This is a genomic window from Spirosoma migulaei, assembly GCF_054776855.1.
Window position 1 is genome coordinate 93,360 of record NZ_BAAHBG010000002.1, and the last position, 19,152, is coordinate 112,511.

General features: G+C 47.8%; 19 protein-coding genes. 9 read left to right on the top strand and 10 right to left on the bottom strand.

Annotated features, from left to right (window positions below):
• The first annotated feature begins 143 nt into the window (after window positions 1-143).
• Window positions 144-638: an RrF2 family transcriptional regulator gene (locus tag ACYVGO_RS01505; protein WP_460967039.1), complete on the top strand. Its 495-nt coding sequence runs from the start codon at window positions 144-146 to the stop codon at window positions 636-638.
• Window positions 639-747: 109 nt separating this feature from the next.
• Here ACYVGO_RS01505 and ACYVGO_RS01510 read toward each other — a convergent pair whose 3' ends face one another.
• Window positions 748-2,259: a DUF4301 family protein gene (locus ACYVGO_RS01510; protein ID WP_460967041.1), complete on the bottom strand. Its 1,512-nt coding sequence runs from the start codon at window positions 2,257-2,259 to the stop codon at window positions 748-750.
• 167 nt (window positions 2,260-2,426) lie between these two features.
• Between ACYVGO_RS01510 and ACYVGO_RS01515 the strand changes: the two genes are divergently transcribed.
• Complete coding sequence (locus tag ACYVGO_RS01515) at window positions 2,427-3,107, top strand: HAD family hydrolase (protein WP_460967043.1); 681 nt, start codon at window positions 2,427-2,429, stop codon at window positions 3,105-3,107.
• Here ACYVGO_RS01515 and ACYVGO_RS01520 read toward each other — a convergent pair.
• From ACYVGO_RS01520 to ACYVGO_RS01555, 8 genes are all read right to left on the bottom strand, one after another.
• Window positions 3,104-3,793, bottom strand: coding sequence for a hypothetical protein (locus tag ACYVGO_RS01520; protein ID WP_460967045.1), 690 nt, complete (start codon window positions 3,791-3,793; stop codon window positions 3,104-3,106). The genes ACYVGO_RS01515 and ACYVGO_RS01520 overlap by 4 nt on opposite strands.
• Before the next feature lie 128 nt (window positions 3,794-3,921).
• Window positions 3,922-4,704: an amidohydrolase gene (locus ACYVGO_RS01525; RefSeq protein ID WP_460967047.1), complete on the bottom strand. Its 783-nt coding sequence runs from the start codon at window positions 4,702-4,704 to the stop codon at window positions 3,922-3,924.
• A gap of 110 nt (window positions 4,705-4,814) precedes the next feature.
• On the bottom strand, window positions 4,815-5,387 hold the full coding sequence (gene def / locus ACYVGO_RS01530) for a peptide deformylase (protein WP_460967049.1): 573 nt from the start codon (window positions 5,385-5,387) through the stop codon (window positions 4,815-4,817).
• A 78-nt stretch (window positions 5,388-5,465) separates the two neighbouring features.
• Window positions 5,466-5,879, bottom strand: coding sequence for a Holliday junction resolvase RuvX (gene ruvX, locus ACYVGO_RS01535; RefSeq protein ID WP_460967050.1), 414 nt, complete (start codon window positions 5,877-5,879; stop codon window positions 5,466-5,468).
• A gap of 88 nt (window positions 5,880-5,967) precedes the next feature.
• A complete protein-coding gene (locus tag ACYVGO_RS01540; RefSeq protein WP_460967052.1) occupies window positions 5,968-6,600 on the bottom strand; it encodes a nucleotidyltransferase family protein in 633 nt (210 codons plus the stop codon).
• Window positions 6,601-6,602: 2 nt separating this feature from the next.
• Window positions 6,603-7,781 (bottom strand): XdhC family protein, encoded by a 1,179-nt coding sequence (locus tag ACYVGO_RS01545; RefSeq protein ID WP_460967054.1) that lies wholly within the window; start codon window positions 7,779-7,781, stop codon window positions 6,603-6,605.
• Between the two features lie 91 nt (window positions 7,782-7,872).
• The gene (locus tag ACYVGO_RS01550; protein WP_460967056.1) at window positions 7,873-10,062 is read right to left on the bottom strand and encodes a molybdopterin cofactor-binding domain-containing protein; all 2,190 of its coding nucleotides are present in this window, start codon (window positions 10,060-10,062) and stop codon (window positions 7,873-7,875) included.
• Window positions 10,059-10,565: a (2Fe-2S)-binding protein gene (locus ACYVGO_RS01555; protein WP_460967057.1), complete on the bottom strand. Its 507-nt coding sequence runs from the start codon at window positions 10,563-10,565 to the stop codon at window positions 10,059-10,061. Before ACYVGO_RS01555 ends, ACYVGO_RS01550 begins: the two co-directional genes overlap by 4 nt.
• 180 nt (window positions 10,566-10,745) lie before the next feature.
• On the opposite strand from ACYVGO_RS01555, the gene ACYVGO_RS01560 reads away from it, so the two are divergent.
• The 5 genes from ACYVGO_RS01560 (at window position 10,746) to ACYVGO_RS01580 (ending at window position 16,205) form a co-directional block, all read left to right on the top strand.
• Window positions 10,746-11,510 (top strand): NUDIX hydrolase, encoded by a 765-nt coding sequence (locus ACYVGO_RS01560; protein ID WP_460967059.1) that lies wholly within the window; start codon window positions 10,746-10,748, stop codon window positions 11,508-11,510.
• A gap of 201 nt (window positions 11,511-11,711) precedes the next feature.
• Window positions 11,712-12,113, top strand: a complete 402-nt coding sequence (locus ACYVGO_RS01565) for a nuclear transport factor 2 family protein (RefSeq protein ID WP_460967060.1) — start codon at window positions 11,712-11,714, stop codon at window positions 12,111-12,113.
• Between the two features lie 148 nt (window positions 12,114-12,261).
• On the top strand, window positions 12,262-12,873 hold the full coding sequence (locus ACYVGO_RS01570) for a GNAT family N-acetyltransferase (protein WP_460967062.1): 612 nt from the start codon (window positions 12,262-12,264) through the stop codon (window positions 12,871-12,873).
• An 87-nt stretch (window positions 12,874-12,960) separates the two neighbouring features.
• Window positions 12,961-14,103, top strand: coding sequence for a Gfo/Idh/MocA family protein (locus ACYVGO_RS01575; protein ID WP_460967064.1), 1,143 nt, complete (start codon window positions 12,961-12,963; stop codon window positions 14,101-14,103).
• A gap of 128 nt (window positions 14,104-14,231) precedes the next feature.
• Window positions 14,232-16,205: a glucosamine-6-phosphate deaminase gene (locus tag ACYVGO_RS01580; RefSeq protein ID WP_460967066.1), complete on the top strand. Its 1,974-nt coding sequence runs from the start codon at window positions 14,232-14,234 to the stop codon at window positions 16,203-16,205.
• Window positions 16,206-16,282: 77 nt separating this feature from the next.
• Here ACYVGO_RS01580 and ACYVGO_RS01585 read toward each other — a convergent pair whose 3' ends face one another.
• On the bottom strand, window positions 16,283-16,870 hold the full coding sequence (locus tag ACYVGO_RS01585; protein ID WP_142776548.1) for a DUF7010 family protein: 588 nt from the start codon (window positions 16,868-16,870) through the stop codon (window positions 16,283-16,285).
• A 285-nt stretch (window positions 16,871-17,155) separates the two neighbouring features.
• Here ACYVGO_RS01585 and ACYVGO_RS01590 point away from each other — a divergent pair, with 285 nt between their 5' ends.
• Both ACYVGO_RS01590 and ACYVGO_RS01595 read left to right on the top strand, forming a co-directional pair.
• Window positions 17,156-17,929, top strand: coding sequence for a hypothetical protein (locus ACYVGO_RS01590; RefSeq protein WP_460967068.1), 774 nt, complete (start codon window positions 17,156-17,158; stop codon window positions 17,927-17,929).
• 48 nt (window positions 17,930-17,977) lie between these two features.
• Window positions 17,978-19,150: an acyltransferase family protein gene (locus ACYVGO_RS01595; RefSeq protein WP_460967070.1), complete on the top strand. Its 1,173-nt coding sequence runs from the start codon at window positions 17,978-17,980 to the stop codon at window positions 19,148-19,150.
• The last annotated feature ends 2 nt before the right edge of the window (window positions 19,151-19,152 follow it).

The following is a 19,152-nucleotide window of genomic DNA, read 5'->3' on the forward strand; positions in this document are numbered from 1 at the left end:
CTTTATTTGAAACATTTTCCACGGAAGCCTAATAAGTTTTGGCTGAATGTGAAGTACTTACTAATTTGCCCACATGCATTCAAGTAGTACCTGCCAAACTACAGGCATTACCATTTACTATAACACCCTTAGTCACCGTAACAATGATCTCTAAGAAAGCGAAGTATGCCATTAAGGCGCTTAAGGTTTTGACTGAAGAGTACGGGAAAGGTCCCGTCCTGATTTCGTACATTTCAGCGAAAGAAAATATCCCCAAAAAATTCTTAGAGGCTATCCTCCTGGAACTTCGTAACCACGGTATTCTGCAGAGTCAGAAGGGGAAAGGCGGTGGTTATCTGTTACGTGTTGATCCGGGTCGGGTAAATCTGGCGCAGGTACTTCGCGTAATTGATGGGCCCATTGCACCAACTCCCTGCGTATCGTTTAACTTCTATGTGAAGTGTGATGACTGCAACGACGAAGTCACTTGCGCACTACGACCTATTATGGAGCGGGTGCGGGATGCGAACCTCGGGGTATATGAAAATACAACCTTGCTAACGTTCCAGAATCCGGCTTCACTCGAAACGAAAGAAATTCCCATAGGCACTAATACCGCCGAATTGGTTGAATCGTCAGCGAATCGAATGACTGCCTAAGGTAAGTTATTAGTTAAAAGTGAAGTAGGTGTAGTAAGTGGCTGACGCGATTGTATTGCTTTTCGCGTCAGCCACTTACTACACCTACTTCACTTTTAACTAATCGACTTTACGCTGGTTGGTGTTCTTTCCGTAGCAGATCATTAACCGTTTTTACCGGATTGAACGTAATAAGGGGTACTTCTACGAAAATCGTATTCCAGTCGGCCATAGCGCCGTTCCATAGGCCGGGCAACTCCTGCGCCTTGAGATCTTTTCCATCTTTCGATTTAGCTGTAATGAAGCCCGTTAGTGGATCACGATAAGCAGGAAGATCATATTTGCGTCCGTTATGGTCTTTCAGTCCACAAACTAAATCAACTGGATTGAAGTGGGTAGCCTCATCAAAAATGGCTTTTTGGGCTGGGTTTGCTAAGTCAATTTGAGCTGACTCAACCACCTGTAACGAAACGGAACCATCCTGATTTCTGGCCCAGAATGGCCCACCACCTGGTTCGCCAACGTTTTTTACCATCCCGCAGGCACGTACAGGCCGATCCAGTTTCCGACGGAAGTAACCTACCTTCTCCTCTTTCGACAAGTCCTCGAAGCCCTCTGGAGGTAGCGTAAATAGGGTACGGCGGAAAAGCTCGTCGGCTTCGGCCAGGTAACCATCACTCACCTCTTCGCTGTCCAGCAAACCCTGTATCCGGGCAATCTGTTGCTGAGCATCGAGCAATACGGCTGCCAGCACTTTCTTGTAGGTTACAGTTGGCTCTTTAATCTCATCAGGAACAACATTGTCAATGTTTTTAATAAAAACGATGTCAGCCTGAATATCATTAAGATTCTCGATCAGTGCACCATGACCCGCCGGACGGAATAATAGTGATCCATCAGCGTTACGGAAAGGCGAATTGTCCAGGTTTACCGAAATGGTATCCGTCGATTTTTTCTGTTCAGAGAACGTAATATCGAAGGTAACACCCAGCCAGGCTTCGTAATCGGCTTTCTGTTCGTCAATTAGTGTCTCAAACCGGTCGCGGTGTTCGGGCGAGACGGTGAAATGGATTTTAACCAATCCATCCGAATTGGCGTAGGCGGCTCCTTCTACCAAATGCTCTTCTACCGGTGTACGAGGACCGTCAATGTATTGGTGGAATTTAAGTAAGCCTTTGGGCAAACTGCCGTACTCCAGACCTTCGTCAGTCAGTAAAAACTGTAAAACGGTTTTCCTCTCATTTTCGGCAACGGCTTTGTCCAAATCTTGGCCCTTGGCTGCCATTGCGGCTTTCAAGTCTTCATAAAAAGCAAAGTCGGTCAGTCGGGCAAACACTTCATCGACCGATTTGTCTGATTTGCCATCCATGGCGGCAAACAGCGATTTAAACATTCGGGTCGCGGCTCCCGAAGCCGGCACGAATTTGACCAGATCACGCTCATGAGCAGCCGCATCGAAGCGGTGAATGTAGGCCGGTATCTGGTCTTCCTCAATTCGAACGATACCATCGCCAATAGTAGCGGCTTTGATGACGTTTAGGAATGGGAAGCCGTGAACGAAATAGTTTATCTGTTGGTCAATCTGGTCGAGCGATACGCCCTGTACCAGAATCTGGTCCTGATCCTGCTCAGTAAATGCCATATTGATAATAAAGGTATAATAGCGTTAGGAACGGGTGGCAAATTGGGTATTTCAGCAATATGACGCAAATCAAATTAAGGTAAAATCAGTAGGAAAGGTTAATACCAATTACCTGATTCTGGATTCTGCCCTTACTTTTGCCTAGTTCCAAATGCCAACACTTTGTTATGAAACTAATTGCGTTTGATGCCGACGACACGCTATGGGTTAACGAACCAAACTATGTAGATGTTAAAGAGAAATTATGTGAACTGCTGTCGCACCACATCGATCAGGAGACACTTGCCCTGCGATTTTATGATGCGCAGATCAGGAACCTGAACATATTTGGATATGGGGCCAAGAGTTTCATTCTCTCAATGATTGAAACGGCAATAGAGTTAACAAACGGAGCCATCACAGGTACTGAGATTCAGCAAATTATCGACATTGGGCGACGGTTAATCGACTTCCCGATTGAGGTGTTCGATGGTGTGCCCGAGGTATTGGAAATGCTCTCTAAACGATTTGACCTAATGGTGCTGACCAAAGGTGATCTCTTCGATCAGGAAAGCAAGATAGCCCGCTCAGGCTTAGGCCATTATTTTAAGCATGTTGAAATCGTCAGTGAAAAAAACGAACAGGCTTATCTGCGAATATTACAACGATATACTATTCAACCGGCTGATTTTCTGATGATTGGCAACTCACTTAAGTCGGATATACTGCCCGTGGTTCACATTGGTGGACGAGCGATCCATATACCCTACTCGATCACCTGGGCGCATGAGCAGGTTGCCGATGAGCAGCTAGCTGGTAAATCGTTTACAACGCTGGAGCATATGCGCGAGTTACTGGACCTGCTCTAGTGAGTTAGGCTGACTAATCGTTTATCGTATTGGATTAGTGCTTCAACTAAAACTTGGTCAGTTAGTTCGTGGGAAGCAATAAAGTTGGCGAAGTCCGATCCCATACTGGGCAAAAAGCGGCTGAGCGAGTATTCAGTAGGAATGATGAACTTAGGCCGTTCCCCTTCTTTCTGAATGTATAGGTCGCCTGTTAAAATGTATTCTGCAGCAAAGCGATCTTCAGGCAGAACTCGAGAGGTATATAATTTCCAATCAATAGGTCTGAGCCGTTTTGTCCATCGACGAACTAACTTAGTCTTACCATCATATAAGACCTCGAAATAAGTTACTCGCTTCACCTTTACTACTTTATACTGATCGGCAATAAATCGTCGACCTTCGAACGTAAATTCGTCAGGTAAAGCCTGCACGACATCCGTAGAATCGTTCAGACGCCAATATATCTGATCAAAAACAATATTATAGGCAATCTGGGCGGGTACCTCCTGCTGGTTTCTATAAATTAAATAACCCTGATGCCAGACAATATCTCCTAAATACGGACTCCCCAGATAGGTAATTCCTTTACTTGTATCTGTAGTAACTAACCGCCCCTTTTTATCGTAAATGATAGTACGCTGTCCAAAACAGGAATTGTACACAAATACATTAGAGATAATGACTAATAGAAAGGTGGGGATTTTCATGATATAGGATTTATTAGCTTTATAATGCGAATAAACCTATTTTCATAGATTTTGCCCAGTAGGATTGATAAATTAATCAGTTTTTAAGTGCCTGTTAAAGAGGAAATTGGCAAGTTAAATAGCCGGCCTTATACCACTGTAAAACTATCAGCATCCAGATTTGCCGGAAACTTCGTCCGAAACGCCCGCAGCTCATCCAGCGAGAGTGTTTGCTGATGGACTATTTCTGTGTCAGAGTGTCGAAAAAGCACATCTCCCTTGAAGTCAACTACGGCTGAGTCCCCTGAATAGAGATGGCCCGTATGGTCTGTACCTACCCGGTTGACCCCCGCCACATAGCTTAAATTCTCAATAGCGCGAGCTTGCAGAAGTATATTCCATGGATTACGTCGGACGGATGGCCAGTTCGCCACGTAAAGCAGTAAATCGTACTCGAAATCGGTAGAATCGGCCTGGCGGTTACGACTCCAGACCGGGAAGCGCAGATCGTAACAAACGAGTGGGCAAATACGCCAGCCTTTCCATTCTTTTATAATTCGGCGAGTTCCAGCCGTATAGACCTTGTCTTCGCCAGCCATCCGAAACAGATGACGTTTGTCGTACGTATCGAACTGACCATCAGGCTGCATCCAGATCAGTCGATTGAAATAACCCCTTTTTTCCTGTACTACATAGCTACCCGTTACTACCGCGCCCGTTTGTGCCGCCATTTGCTTCATCCAACGGAACGTTGTCAGATTCATAGGCTCAGCTACGGCCTGTGCCTCCATGGTAAAACCCGTTGTAAACATCTCGGGCAAAACAATCAGATCCGTTGGCTCGGCTAAATTAAAAATACGCTCCTCCAGCATAGCCCGATTTGCTACGGGGTCGTGCCAGTAAAGTTCAGTTTGGAGGAGGGTGATGTTCATTGGAAGGAGGAAAGGGAGGAAAGGGAGGAAAGGGAGGAAAGGGAGGAAAGGGAGGAAAGGGAGGAGTTGTTAATCCTTCGTCCCTTTACTCCCTCTCCTCCTTTCTCCCTTTATTTAGGAAACTTCATTTTATACTCGGCGTCCGTTTTGCCTTTCGAGATGTCGGCTAGTTTTTTCTTGATAAGCGTCCGGCGGAGGGTAGGTAGGTAATCGGTGAAGAGCTTACCATCGAGGTGGTCGTATTCATGCTGAATGATACGGGCAGCCATGCCTTCATATTCTTCTTCATGCTCCTTCCAGTCGATATCGAAGTAGCGAATTACGATAATCTCGGGTCGGAACACTTCGCCCCGAATGCCCGGAATACTCAGGCAACCTTCTTCAAATCCCCAATCGTCGCCCGCTTCTTCAATGATTTCGGGGTTGATAAATACTTTTTTGAAACCGATCAGCGTAGGATCAATATCTTCTTCTGGCTCGTCTTCATTCAGCGGTTCACCATCTACTACAAACATTCGAATACTTTGTCCAATCTGTGGTGCTGCCAGACCCACGCCCGATGCGGCATACATCGTTTCGAACATATTCTCACTCAGCGTTTTCACGTCGAGGCTATTGGGTTCAATATCTTTGGCTCGCTTCCGTAAAACCGGGTCGCCGTAGGCAATAATTGGGAGAATCATAATTTTAATGAATAATGAATAATGTAAGGTGGATAATGACATAGCGAACATTGTGCATTATCCATCTTACATTATTCATTATCGTTTACTTTCCATATATGACTGAAGAATAATGGCCGCGCTTACTTTGTCAATATTTCCTTTCACTCGCCGGTCTTTTTTGGTACTTCCACCTGCAATCATCGCTTGTAGTGCCATGACAGACGTAAATCGTTCATCATGCCAATAAACCGGAATGTCGGGCAAAGCGTTCTGCAAGTGCGTCACGAACTTCCTGACACGGGGGGTGTTATCCGTATCCAGACCATCCAGTCCCTTGGGTAATCCAACAATAAAAGCTTCAACGGGCTCTCGCAAGACGTAGGCTTTCAGGAACTTCAGAACTTCATGCGAAGGAACTGTTTCCAGCGCCGATGCAATGAGCTGTAAAGGGTCCGTAACGGCGATGCCCGTACGTTTCATGCCGTAGTCGATTGATAAGAGTCGCGCCATTTTGGTAACAAAGGTACGAAGGGTGGGGGAAGGGGCAAAGAGCAGGGTGCGTAGAGCACGGAGCTGGATGGAAAAAATGCCTGATGCCCTAGCTTTTAGGCCGAGTTCCCGGCTCCGCGCTCCCTGCACCCTGCATCTGGCCCCAGGCGTCTACATCCTGCCAGGTATCCAGATCAATGGCGGCTAACGGGAATGGAATCTCAGCACAGTCGCCAGCGTATTGCTTGATGAGTTTGCGAGCACCTATATCGCCCGACAGTTGCATAAATTCGGAACCGTAGCGAATATCGAATAAAGCAGGAACACCCAGATGACCAGCTTCTCCGTAACGGCAGGCAACAATACCCCGACCTGTCTGTTGCTGAGTTGTGATTAACTCTTGTAGAAGATCGGTAGTAACATAAGGCTGGTCGGTCAGAACAACCAAAAAAGCATCGACAGGTTCATCGGTCAGTGCCTTTAAGCCGACTTTGAGAGATGACGCCATCCCTTCAGGCCAGTTGGGGTTTAGTACAACCTGGAGGGGTAGATCAGCAAGTTCGGGTTGGATTTGTTCATAGTTCGAGCCCAGAATGGCAATCACTGGACCTGATTGTAGCGATAAAGCAGCATCGGCAATCTGCCGAATGAGTGTTTTTCCGTTATGAGTGAGCAACTGCTTAGGTTGACCGCCCAGTCGGGTTGAAGCACCCGCGGCTAAAATGATCGTGGCAATAGGCATGCTTAGATCGTATCTACACCGATGCTGTCAGAATCAATAGGATCTGCCTGCCGGCCATGATTTGCCGAGTTGCCAGAAAGTCGCTCGTGAATGGGACCGGTTTTGTCTTTGAGAAAACCACCAGCACCTTTCGTAAAAAAGGCTTTGATCTCGGCCATAATCGATAAGGCAATTTCATCCGGCGTTTCGGCGCCAAGGTCAAGCCCAATAGGGGCGTGAACGCGATTGAGGGAGGCATTACTAAACTGTAGCCCATCTTTTTTAAATTCCTCCTGCATCTTATCGAACCGTTTGCGTGGTCCCAGCATACCAATATAGAGCACATCGGTAGTCAGCAGCTTTTCCAGTACAGCCTTATCGTAATTGAAATTGTGCGACATCAGCACGGCGGCTGTTCGGTTCGTAATCGTCAACTGATCAATAACCACTTCCCGACCCGCATAGAGCACACAGGTAGCCGCCGGAAATCGTTTGGGCGACAGGTGCGCAATGCAATCATCGGTAACGGTAACCTGCCAGCCGAGTTCGCGGGCAAGTTTAGCTACAGGAATGACATCGTAACCTGCTCCAAAAATGACCAGTTCAATACCTGGATCGATTCGCTCAATGAATATCTCCGCACTTCCCGACAATACAGAATAGGAACGAGTCAACGGCTTACCTGTATTGAATACGCCCTGCATATCGTCGTGTAGCCAGGCGGGTATCGATTCGGTTGTTTGCTCCGTGAGCATAAACCGATTACCCGGAGCCAGCCCTGTAAATTCATCGCTTTTCAAGACTGTGGCCAGAGACCGAACGTCGCGTTTCTGCGTGAACTCTTTGAGTAAGGCAATTGGATTTTGTGAGCTAATGGGGTCAATTGGCTCAATCAGCACGTCGATAATGCCATTACACCCCAGCCCAACGCCAAAGCTGTTGGCGCCATCGTCCATCGTATCGTAGGTAACAACAATCGGTTCTCCATCGAGCATTACCTGCCGCGCTTTGCGTAATGCATCGCCTTCCAGACAGCCGCCACTAATGGCTCCTTCCCAACGACCGTCGTCGGTAATAAGCATACGAGCACCCGGCCGACGGTACGACGAACCTTCGACCCACACAACCGTGGCCAGAGCGGCTTTCCGTTGCGAAAAGTCAATCTGTTCAAAAACGTCAACGATACGGGTTATTTCTTTCATGACTATTGGGTTTGAAATTTGAGGTTCGTAGTTTGAAGTTGCTGACGCACATAGAACTTCAAACTACGAACCTCAAACTTCAAACTAAAAATTACACCTTTTCTAAATCAAACGGCAACCGACGAACACGTTTACCGGTTGCTGCAAAAACGGCGTTTGCCAGAGCGGGTGCTAACGGTGGTAAACCCGGTTCGCCAACTCCTTTTATGGTTGGACCGCCTTCTGCCAAAATATGCACCTCAACTTCCGGCATTTCGTTAATGCGCACCATCCGGTTGGCATCAAAATTTTTCTGAACGGCACGGCCATTTTCAAACGTGATGCCGTCCTTCGTTGCGGCTGTTAAGGCCATGGCAATGGCACCTTCAACCTGCGCCTTTACGGTGTCGGGGTTAACGACGGTGCCGAGGTCAATTACGCAATAAACCTTATCAACCGTAACACCGCCAGTCTTGTTTTTCGATACTTCGACAACCTGACCCGCCAGACCTGCGAAAAATTCCCATTGGGCAACGCCCCGCCCTTTGCCAGCCGGAAGCGGTTTGTCCCAACCAGATACTTCTTTCAGTTTCGTGAGTACCCGTTTGGCATCGGTATCTTTCGTGAGCATTGCCAGTCGGAACGCCAATGGGTCCTGGCCTGCTTTGTGAGCCATTTCGTCTATGAAACACTCATGCGCAAACGCCAGGGTCGAGCTGGTTACTGATCGCCAGTAGGTTAGTGGTACGTGGGTTTCGGCGTGAACATAGCGGGTGTTCAGGTTTGGGATCTCGTATTTCTGCTCGTTGGTTCCTTCAAGCATAGTCCCGTCGGGCTTGGTTTTATCGTACTTCTCGTTCATTGTCGCGTCGATAGACGGCGAAATGACCTTGTGCTGAAAGGCAATGGCTTTCCCATCGGCCGATAACGCCCCTCGCATGGCGGAGAACGTCATGGGCCGGAATGGCCCCAATTGGGTATCGTCTTCGCGGGACCAGATAACTTTAACCGGTTTGCCAATGGTTTTCGACAAAAGTGCGGCTTCAGTCGCGAAGTCCTGCGTAAGCCGCCGACCAAACCCTCCGCCATTGAACAGAACGTGCACCGTGATGTTATCAACAGGAACTTTCAACACCTTGGCGACTTCGTCTCGGACTAAATCACCCCCTTGCGACGATACCCATAGTTCGACCTTTTCACCCGGTTGATAGTGCGCCAGTGCGTTCATCGGTTCCATGGTCGAGTGACTCACGATTGGCGTTTCGTAGAACGCATCGAGTTGGGTCGGCGCATCAGCGAAGGTTTTGTCAAAATCGCCCGAGTTGTGACCAACTACACCATCTGTTTTGGCCAGCTCACGGAGGGTTTTCTCAAAAGCAACCGAATTGAACGTGTCATGACCCTGATGATCCCATTTTACTTTGAGCGCTTTACGGCCTTGCATAGCAGCCCAGTAGTTATCGGCGATAATGGCTACACCTTCGTAGCGATTCTTACCAACTACGCGCTCCACCTTCACCACCTGCCGAACGCCTTTGACTTTCAGCGACTGGGCCGCATCGAAACTTACCAGCTTACTGCCAAACACGGGGCAGCGTTCAATCGACGCATAAACCATGCCCGGCACTTTGGCATCCATACCAAATGTAGCCTGTCCGGCCACTTTCAGCGGGACATCGGGACGGGGCATCGACTTGCCCAGCATGGTAAACTGTTTCGGATCTTTCAGCTTGGGCTCTTTCGGAACCGGTAATTTTGCTGCTGGTTCGGCTAGTTGGCCGTAGGTTAATGTTTTACCCGTTGGTTTATGAATAACGGTGGCGTTGGCGGCAAAACACTCGTCGACGGGTACGCTCCATTGATCGCTGGCGGCTTTAACGAGCATTTCGCGGGCGGAGGCCCCTACTTTGCGCATCTGCGTATAGCCACCCCGAATGGAGCCGCTACCACCTACTGCCTGCGACCACATCCCTCCGTATTTGCTCTCACCCCCAGTTTGCCGAATAACGACTTTGTCTAACGATACTTCGAGTTCTTCCGCAATTAGGGCTGGAACCGACTGATACGTACCCTGACCAATTTCGGGCCGGGGATTCATAAGAATAATTCGCCCCGATTTTTCAATAATAATGTAAGGCGTTAGCTCAACCGATTCAGGTAGGGAGCTAAGGTTCAATATGGGGCTGGCCAGGCTTTCAATCGAAGGAAGGCCCAGCGCAAAAGCGGCTCCCGTCAGGCCAGCCGCTTTCAGAAAAGTCCGACGGGACGTGCCGATCTCATTAGCTATAGGTTTCTGGCTCATCGCTTACCGATTTTAGGGGTGGATTTCGGTGATTTAGGGGGAGCGGCCATCTCGGCTGATGCCGTGTGAATGGCTTGCCGAATGCGGCCATACGTACCACAACGGCAAATATTCCCTTGCATAGCCATATCAATATCGGCGTCAGTCGGCTTGGGTGTTTGCTTCAATAGCGCCACCGCCGACATAATTTGTCCGGACTGACAGTAACCGCACTGGGGCACCTGATGCTCAATCCAGGCTTTCTGAACCGGGTGATCGGCGTTTTTAGAAAGTCCTTCTATGGTGGTTATTTTCTGGCCAACCACCGCCGAAACGGGAACACTGCATGAACGGGTAGGATTGCCATCTACGTGCACCGTGCAGGCTCCGCATTGGGCAATACCACAACCAAATTTGGTGCCTGTGAGGCCCACTACATCGCGGATTGCCCATAGCAGTGGCATGTCGGGGTCCACGTCGACGATATGCGCCTGATTGTTAATTGTTAATTTTAGGGATGCCATGTCCAATTACGGATAAAAATCAGCGGTCTATTATACTGGGAAAGATACGGTTTTTACAGTATTTATCCGCGGGTTACTGTTTACTAGAGCATGTAGTTGTTTGTAAACCGTAAATTATACATACTGAGGGCATGGTATAATCAGCCATAAAATGACGTATAGAAAATTTTATATTTCCGCATGAGTTATACAGATCAACTGCTGGCGTACTATGAACGCGTAACGGAAGAATGCGTATCGGGCCTATCGCTCGATTGTGTTATTTTCGGATTTCATGATACACGATTGAAAGTGCTTTTACTCCGCTGGAAAGACACCAATGAGTGGAGCCTGCCAGGTGGGTTTATCTATAAGGCCGAATCGGTAGACACGGCGGCCGGGCGTGTACTTCGTGAACGTACAGGGCTGGATCAACTATTTCTGCAACAGTTTCACTTGTTCGGCGATGCGGTTCGATATGATACCGACGATACGTGGCAACGGTTAAAAATGCCCATGAAGTTTGGGGTGAATTGGCCCACTCGGACAATATCCATGGGTTATTACGCTTTAGTCGACTATACCAAAGTAACGCCCACCGTTGATTTTATGTCGGACGAATGCCGCTGGTGGGATGTTGGCGATTTGCCCTCACTGCTCTATGACCATCGACACATCATTGATGTGGCCCTGAAAACACTTCGGCTCCAGTTAAACTGGCAACCGATTGGGCTGAATCTGATGCCCGAAAAATTCACGATACCCGAATTACAACGCCTTTACGAAGCGGTACTGGATCGACCATTGGACGCCCGCAACTTTCATAAAAAAATAACAGGATTGAACATCCTGACTCGCCTGGACGAACGCCGGACGGGCGGGGCGCATAAATCGCCTTATCTCTATCAGTTCGATGAGGTGAACTACCAGAAAGCCTTGATTAACGGAAACCTGAATTTTGTTTGAGTTCGTCTCGCGAAGGCAGATTTGAGAATTTTTCTAGTGAGGTTTCTCAAAACCGAATTGTATGAACCGCTCGGTTTTGAGAAACCTCACTAGGGTCAGATTTGAGAATCTGACCCCACAAAAACCGCTCTGTGCTCTTTGTGTTTCTGTGTTCAATAAATAATGTTGTCTGACAACTTATCTTTGCTGAAAACGCTTTTTATGACTGCTCTCGATACTGTTTTAACCTATTACGACGCCTTTAATCGCAAAGATTGGGAAGGCATGCTCAACCTGCTCCACCCAAATGTTCAACATGACAGCAATCAGGGAGCTACCCGTTTCGGTAAAGAGATATTCAGCCAGTTCCTCCAGCATATGGACGATTGCTACGATGAAACCCTGACCGATATTGTCATTATGACGGAACCAACGGGGACTCGTGCGGCCTGCGAATTCGTGGTGAATGGTGTGTACAAAAAAACGGATGGCGATTTGCCAGCCGCAATGGGCCAAACCTATGTACTGCCCGCCGGTTCGTTCCTGGAGGTTGCCGATGGACTCATTACCCGTGTTACAACTTATTATAACCTACCGCTCTGGGAGTCGTTGGTTTTGGGGTAGTTGGGTGGACTCTGGCGCGGGTATTTACCCATGCCTTTTAATGAAGTCAGCATTTGCTGATGCATGAATAGCCAGTGGGCCAGCGAATGCTGGCTATAGTAAAAAGTACGGGTAAATGCCTGCGCCAGACACTCTAATCACATCTCCATTGCCAAGTATCTCCCCCTCTTCACTCACCTTTCTTAAGCTAACAGGATTAGCTATTCAAACGGTTTTCGACGATTTAGCGGCCTTACGGATCGCGGTCTTTTACGACTTCCCGTATTTGTACGAAGGCTCGGTTGAGTACGAGAAAACTTATCTGGAAACTTATGCCCGTGCTGAACGGTCATTTCTATTTGCCGTTTACGATGGTGATCGGATGGTTGGGGCTACAACCGCTTTGCCATTACGTGACGAAACGGGCGAAGTGCAGGCCCCTTTCCTGAAAGCAGGCTACGATCTGGATACGATTTTCTATTTCGGCGAAAGTATTCTGCTTCCCGCTTATCGGGGGCTTGGTCTCGGACATCAATTTTTTTCTGAGCGGGAAGCCCATGCTCAACAATTTGGTCAGTATAAAATGACTTGCTTTTGCGCTGTAAAACGTCCCGCTGATCATCCACTTCGCCCCGCTGATTATCAACCCCTCGATAACTTCTGGACAAAACGAGGCTATCAACGTGATGAAAGTCTGCAAAGCGAATTCGTCTGGCCCGACCGAAACGAGACTCTCGAAACCGCTAAACCAATGATTTATTGGACACGATTACTCCCCTAATCTGCCTACTGAACTCGTTCGCCAGTCTCTTTTTCCTAACATAAACCCTTTCCGGCAGTTGTTTTTGTGAATACAACACATAATACTATGAAAACAACCTCATCGGAAGATCGCACAATTGGGCTGGGAGTTATTGGTATGGGGGGCTTCGGGCTGTTCGCTGTTCAGCAGTTTTTGCAAACGCCCAACACAAAATTAGTCGCCATTGCTGGCTCGAAACGGGAGGAGTCTATTGTGGCTGCCAAACGATTTGGTGCCGAGACCTTGGGAAGTATTGATGAATTGGTCAATCACCCAGGTATTGACCTGATCTACATTGCAACTCCTCCGTTCATGCACTACGAGCAAGCTATGCTGGCCCTGAATGCAGGCAAACACGTTATCTGCGAAAAACCGCTGGCCATGAATCCTGAACAGGGTCGCGAAATGATCGAAACAGCGCGAGAAAAAGGGTTACTGATGGTTACTAACCTGATGCAGCGCTACAACCCAATGTTTGCTCGTGTCAAGCACCTGATCGACAAAAACCTACTTGGTGATTTTTTGCACGGATATTTTGAGAATTACGCGGGTGATGAGGGCCTCTCGCCCGAACACTGGTTCTGGGATCGTACGAAATCGGGCGGCATATTTATCGAGCACGGCGTTCACTTCTTCGACATGTTTACGGGCTGGTTTGGTGATGGAACGCTAAAAGCATCACAGGTTGTAAAACGCCCGAACAGTAATGATATTGAGGATCAGGTTCAGGCCACGGTTGAATATGGCGACGATACAAAGGGAAAGAAACTGGTTAATTTCTACCACGGTTTTACGCAAACGGGCCGGATGGACCGGCAGGAAATGCGGCTGTTATTTGAGCGGGGTGACATCACCTTGTTCGAGTGGGTGCCCACCCGAATGATTATGCGCTGCGTTGTTGATGAAGAAACCACCCGTGCGCTGATGGAGCTATTTCCGGGGGCTCAACTGAATGTAACAGCCAACATCGGCGGGAAAGACCGAACCTTAGGCGGACGCCACAAAAAGTTCGACGCTTATCAGCAAATTGAGCTTCGATTTGGCTTTGGTGATGAGAAACAGCACATCTACAGCGAATTACTTCGACTTATGTTCCGGGACCAAGTTAGAGCGATCCATTACCCCGAATCGCATCGAATAATTACGGAACAGAATGGACTCAATTCATTGCTACTGGCAACAGAAGCAGATCAATTAGCGCGTAGCTAGGGAAGTAGATAGAGGAGACGAGTTAATAAAAAAATTTAAAATAGTAGGTCGGGTCATTAAAATACCTGAAAACTAGCCGATTTTTTTCGACCTTTGTGGCTTCTCATCTTATCTCCGCATAGCGCATCATGATTACGGAGTCTACTCTACTCGACAACCCAGACGGACAATTGTCAGCAGCATTACCCACTGGTGGCCCTATTCAATCGGCCATCACCTACGAAAAAATTCCGACCCACATTTACGCCGACGCCAAAGATGCATCGCGGGCTGTGGCCCAGGAACTAGCCGATCTGATCCGTCAGAAACAAAGTGAAGGAAAGTCCTGCGTTCTCGGGCTAGCAACCGGCTCATCGCCTAAAACGGTGTATGCTGAACTGATTCGGATGCACCGCGAAGAAGGATTAAGCTTCCACAACGTTGTTTCGTTCAATCTGGACGAATATTACCCAATGGAACCCGACTCGCTGCAAAGCTACTGGCGGTTCATGCGGGAGCAGTTGTTCGATCATGTTGATATTCCAGAAGGTAATTACCATGTTCCCGATGGTACCGTTCGTACGGATAAGGTCGCTGAATTCTCCAAGAAATACGAGGCTGAAATTGAAGCCGCTGGTGGACTGGATTTTCAATTGCTGGGTATTGGTGGAAATGGCCACATCGGGTTCAACGAACCAGGCTCGCTGATCAACTCACATACGCGTTTGATGATGCTCGATAACTCGACGCGGGCTGCTGCCTCCGTTGATTTTGGGGGCTTACCCAAAACACCACGCAAAGCCATTACGATGGGAGTTTCGAGTATTCTAAGCGCCCGACGCGTGGTTCTGTTGGCCTGGGGTGAGCGGAAAGCGCCTGTTATTCGTGGAGCGGTAGAAGGACTGGTTACAGAATTAAATCCGGCTTCCTACCTGCAAACGCACCCAAACGCGTTGTTTGTAATTGACGAAGCGGCTGCCTCTGAGTTGACCCGTATGAAAACACCCTGGCTGGTGGATTCTGTGGTTTGGGACAACAAAATGAAGAAAAAGGCCGTCACGCATTTGTCACGGACACTTGGTAAGCCCGTTTTAAAACTAACCGACCGGGATTATAACGACAATGGTATGAGCGATTTGCTTGCTCAATACGGTCAGGCGTATGATATTAACATTGATGTTTTCAATCAACTTCAGCATACCATTACCGGCTGGCCGGGCGGCAAGCCAAACGCCGATGATACCAATCGGCCTGAGCGGGCATTGCCTGTTCAGAAACGCTGCCTGATTTTCAGCCCGCACCCCGACGATGACATCATCTCGATGGGGGGCACATTCCAGCGTTTGCGTGATCAGGGCCACGAAGTGCACGTCGGTTATCAAACGTCGGGTAACATTGCCGTTGCCGACGATGAAGCCTTGCGTTTTGCTGACTACGTAGTCGACTTCAATACGAAGTTTGGGATCAAAAGTCCCGAAGCAACCCGGATTTTCCAGGATGCAGCCGCTTCATTACGGGAGAAAAAAGACTCCGAAATGGACACCATGGAAGTGCGTTACGTGAAAGGACTGATTCGGATGGGGGAAGCCAAATCGACCTGCCGGTTTGTTGGAATTCCTGTTGAGAATGCTCACTTCATGAACATGCCGTTCTACGAAACAGGTACCGTGGACAAGAAGCCGCTCAGCGAAGAAGATATTAAGATTACCATGGCGTTGATTGAAGAGATAAAGCCTCATCAGATATACGCTGCCGGTGATCTTGCCGATCCGCACGGTACGCACAAAGTCTGTTTAGATGCTATTTTTGAGGCTGTTCGTCGGTTGAAACATAAGAACTTCATGAAAGACTGCTGGGTTTGGCTCTATCGTGGAGCCTGGGCTGAGTGGGACATTCATGAAATTGAAATGGCCGTACCCATGTCGCCGGATCAGGTAATGAAGAAGCGACTTGGTATTTTCAAACACCAATCGCAGAAAGACGGTGTTGTGTATCAGGGAACCGACTCCCGGGAATTCTGGCAACGGGCTGAAGAGCGTAATGGCGCTACGGCAGGCCTCTACAACCGGCTCGGTCTGGCCGAATACGAAGCTATGGAAGCGTTTGTGCGCTGGCGGTTTTAAGTAAGTTTCTCAAAAATAAAAAGCCTCCTGCCTGCTGTTAAAAGCAATAGGCAGGAGGCTTTTTATTTACCCACGCTTTAGGCCGAGCCCAGAGTTATTGCGGGTTGATTATCAGTCTGTTTACGAACTTTCGTTACTTCCCATGTCAAACCGAGAACAGTGAGCACATAAATAGCTGAAACAAGCAACGGTAAGATGGTAAAACGGTCGTCAGGAAAAAGATACCAGCAAGTAACTACTCCCAATGCTCTTATCAGTGCATGCAACTGGCATATAGTGCTGTTATATAGCCAGCCAATAATAGGCCAGTGAAGGCTCATGCCAATGGCCAGGCAAAGTGGCACCAGCGATTTATTGACACCACTCGCGGGAATTGTGATACCCCAACTGAGCATCATAGCGAATAGAGCAAAAGGAATCAGGCTTGCCAGGGGTGTTTTAACTATCAAATTAGATTTAAACGGTTTTTGTAAAACCAATCCTAACGGAAATAATAAACCACTTGTAAAAAAGGCTGTCAGTACCCACTGAGCCGGTTTTAAACAAAAGCCAGCAATGCCAAGGGTAAACCAGTAAATAGCACCTGCCACGGGCAGCGAAAGACCTGCGTTGGCAACCAGGAAAAATTGTTGTTTATGGTCTATAAGTTCTTTGTGAAAGTTCATTGGTAAAGTGAGAGTAAATGCGTGAGGAGTTATGGACTAAGTTAAAATTAGTAGGTCAAACCAGTGAACCCGTTATTAAAGCCGATAAACTGGATTAATTGTCGGATCAACAGCACTTTAAGTAGGTTGAAATTGCCTGATCCACCCATAAACTCTGTTAAAAAAAGTAGAGCTTACTCCTAAAAATTAACCGAACTAATCATTGTGATACAAAAATTGAATATACTTGCATTTATATATTGTAGTTATATTATATAATTCTACAACACCCTCCCTTTCAGCCCTATGACCAGACAGAACAAACAGAGAACATTTCGACTTTTTGCCTTACACGAATTTATTCAGGACCACTTTAGTAAGTCTGACTGGATCAAGGTTGGCTATCTGACAGATAGCCTTGAGTTGATTGAAGACCATCCTCGGTTGCTTCGTAGTCTGGATTTTAAAGATGATGATTATGAGGGCAACAGCTTGCAGGTTTTATCGAAATTGATTAGCGAAAGCACCAGTAACCTCTATGAAATCGAACGGTTTGTTGAAGCAAAAAAAGCAACGTTGATTCGGCCTGCCCGGGAAATGCCGGAATTTGTTTCAACGGTTCAGTCCGTTACGCCCGATCGGGTAATTACATTTGCTCCGGATGTATTTCGAATTCCGGCTAAATCCGTTGCGTCAAACGTCCTATCGGTAATGATGCCTTTCGAGAGTAAGTTTTCGGGCACCTATACCGCCATTCGGAACGTGTGTGCCCGGCTTGGAATCGACTGCAAACGGGCTGATGATATTTGGGATAATAGTATTCTGATTCAGGATATTTTCGATCTGATCTTTACCTCAAAAGCTGTCATCACCGATTTTACCGATCGTAACCCGAATGTGTTTTACGAAACTGGCGTTGCACATACACTCGGTAAACTGGTCATTCCTATCACACAATCCACTAGCGATATTCCATTTGACCTTCGGCATCACCGCGCCTTGACCTATCTCCCCAATACCGAAGGCTTATTGAAGCTGGAGAGAGATTTAGAGAAGAAGCTGATGAAGGTGTTCAGTTGATTCGTTAGACTTACTTGTTGTACCTTCGGGGAAACCTTTCTGGCTTTTATGCAATCCTCCATTTCGACACGTTCCGCCAGCACTCAACGTTCCGAAGTTAGTTCCGGCCGACTGCTTTCGCTTGATTTTTTTCGCGGTCTCACTGTCGCAGCGATGGTTACGGTCAATAACCCTGGCGATTGGGGCCACATTTATGCACCCCTAGAACATGCGCCCTGGAACGGATGGACACCTACCGATCTCATTTTTCCGTTCTTTCTGTTCATTGTCGGTGTGTCGATTACGTTTGCTCTGTCGGGAGGAAAGGAAAGGGATGGACAAATGGGGGAGCAGCGAGTTGTTGGAAAGATTGTGAAACGGAGTATTACCCTGTTTTTGTTGGGTTTATTTCTGAATTTCTTCCCAAAATTCGACATCTCAATTGTTCGAATTCCGGGTGTATTACAGCGTATTGCACTGGTTTACCTGGCCTGTTCGCTCATTTTTTTGAAAACGACCCCACGCCAGCAAGTGTATATTCTCTGCGGCTTGCTGGTAGGCTACTGGTTATCAATGACGGTCATTCCAGTGCCGGGTGTAGGTTATGCTAATCTTGAGCCGGAAACCAACCTCGCTGCCTGGTTTGACCGGACAATTCTGACGCCCGCGCACGTGTACAAACCGGCAAAAGTCTGGGATCCCGAAGGGCTGTTTAGTACACTTCCGGCTATCGGTACAGGCTTACTGGGTATACTAACTGGAACTTGGTTGCGAAGTGATCGGTCGGCCGCCGAGAAAGTAGCATGGTTATTCGCTGTGGGCTGTCTGTTAACCTTAGGCGGGCTAATCTGGGATAGCTTCTTTCCCATCAATAAAGCTCTCTGGACGAGTTCGTATGTGCTCCTGGCGGGTGGCCTGGCTATGCTTGGTCTGGCACTGTGCTATTGGCTGATTGATGTGCAACACTACAAACGGGGCGTATTGCCATTTGTAGCCTTTGGCGTTAATGCCATCACGGTGTTCTTTCTGTCGGGGTTGATTCCGCGTATTATGACCCTGATTCATGTTACCCAACCCGATGGTACTGAAATTGGCTCAAAAGAATATCTCTATCGAAACTTTATTGCTCCGTTCTTCGCCGATCCCAAAAATGCATCGCTGGCGGGTGCGCTGACATTTGTCTTGATTTGGTTTGGTATATTGTGGTGGATGTACCGGAAGAACGTGATTATTAAAGTGTGAAT

Bases quoted from the DNA above. Each gene is read 5' to 3' on its own strand.
- ACYVGO_RS01505 (WP_460967039.1), top strand. From the start codon at position 144: ATGATCTCTAAGAAAGCGAAGTATGCCATTAAGGCGCTTAAGGTTTTG.
- ACYVGO_RS01510 (WP_460967041.1), bottom strand. From the start codon at position 2,259: ATGGCATTTACTGAGCAGGATCAGGACCAGATTCTGGTACAGGGCGTA.
- ACYVGO_RS01515 (WP_460967043.1), top strand. From the start codon at position 2,427: ATGAAACTAATTGCGTTTGATGCCGACGACACGCTATGGGTTAACGAA.
- ACYVGO_RS01520 (WP_460967045.1), bottom strand. From the start codon at position 3,793: ATGAAAATCCCCACCTTTCTATTAGTCATTATCTCTAATGTATTTGTG.
- ACYVGO_RS01525 (WP_460967047.1), bottom strand. From the start codon at position 4,704: ATGAACATCACCCTCCTCCAAACTGAACTTTACTGGCACGACCCCGTA.
- def (WP_460967049.1), bottom strand. From the start codon at position 5,387: ATGATTCTCCCAATTATTGCCTACGGCGACCCGGTTTTACGGAAGCGA.
- ruvX (WP_460967050.1), bottom strand. From the start codon at position 5,879: ATGGCGCGACTCTTATCAATCGACTACGGCATGAAACGTACGGGCATC.
- ACYVGO_RS01540 (WP_460967052.1), bottom strand. From the start codon at position 6,600: ATGCCTATTGCCACGATCATTTTAGCCGCGGGTGCTTCAACCCGACTG.
- ACYVGO_RS01545 (WP_460967054.1), bottom strand. From the start codon at position 7,781: ATGAAAGAAATAACCCGTATCGTTGACGTTTTTGAACAGATTGACTTT.
- ACYVGO_RS01550 (WP_460967056.1), bottom strand. From the start codon at position 10,062: ATGAGCCAGAAACCTATAGCTAATGAGATCGGCACGTCCCGTCGGACT.
- ACYVGO_RS01555 (WP_460967057.1), bottom strand. From the start codon at position 10,565: ATGGCATCCCTAAAATTAACAATTAACAATCAGGCGCATATCGTCGAC.
- ACYVGO_RS01560 (WP_460967059.1), top strand. From the start codon at position 10,746: ATGAGTTATACAGATCAACTGCTGGCGTACTATGAACGCGTAACGGAA.
- ACYVGO_RS01565 (WP_460967060.1), top strand. From the start codon at position 11,712: ATGACTGCTCTCGATACTGTTTTAACCTATTACGACGCCTTTAATCGC.
- ACYVGO_RS01575 (WP_460967064.1), top strand. From the start codon at position 12,961: ATGAAAACAACCTCATCGGAAGATCGCACAATTGGGCTGGGAGTTATT.
- ACYVGO_RS01580 (WP_460967066.1), top strand. From the start codon at position 14,232: ATGATTACGGAGTCTACTCTACTCGACAACCCAGACGGACAATTGTCA.
- ACYVGO_RS01585 (WP_142776548.1), bottom strand. From the start codon at position 16,870: ATGAACTTTCACAAAGAACTTATAGACCATAAACAACAATTTTTCCTG.
- ACYVGO_RS01590 (WP_460967068.1), top strand. From the start codon at position 17,156: ATGACCAGACAGAACAAACAGAGAACATTTCGACTTTTTGCCTTACAC.
- ACYVGO_RS01595 (WP_460967070.1), top strand. From the start codon at position 17,978: ATGCAATCCTCCATTTCGACACGTTCCGCCAGCACTCAACGTTCCGAA.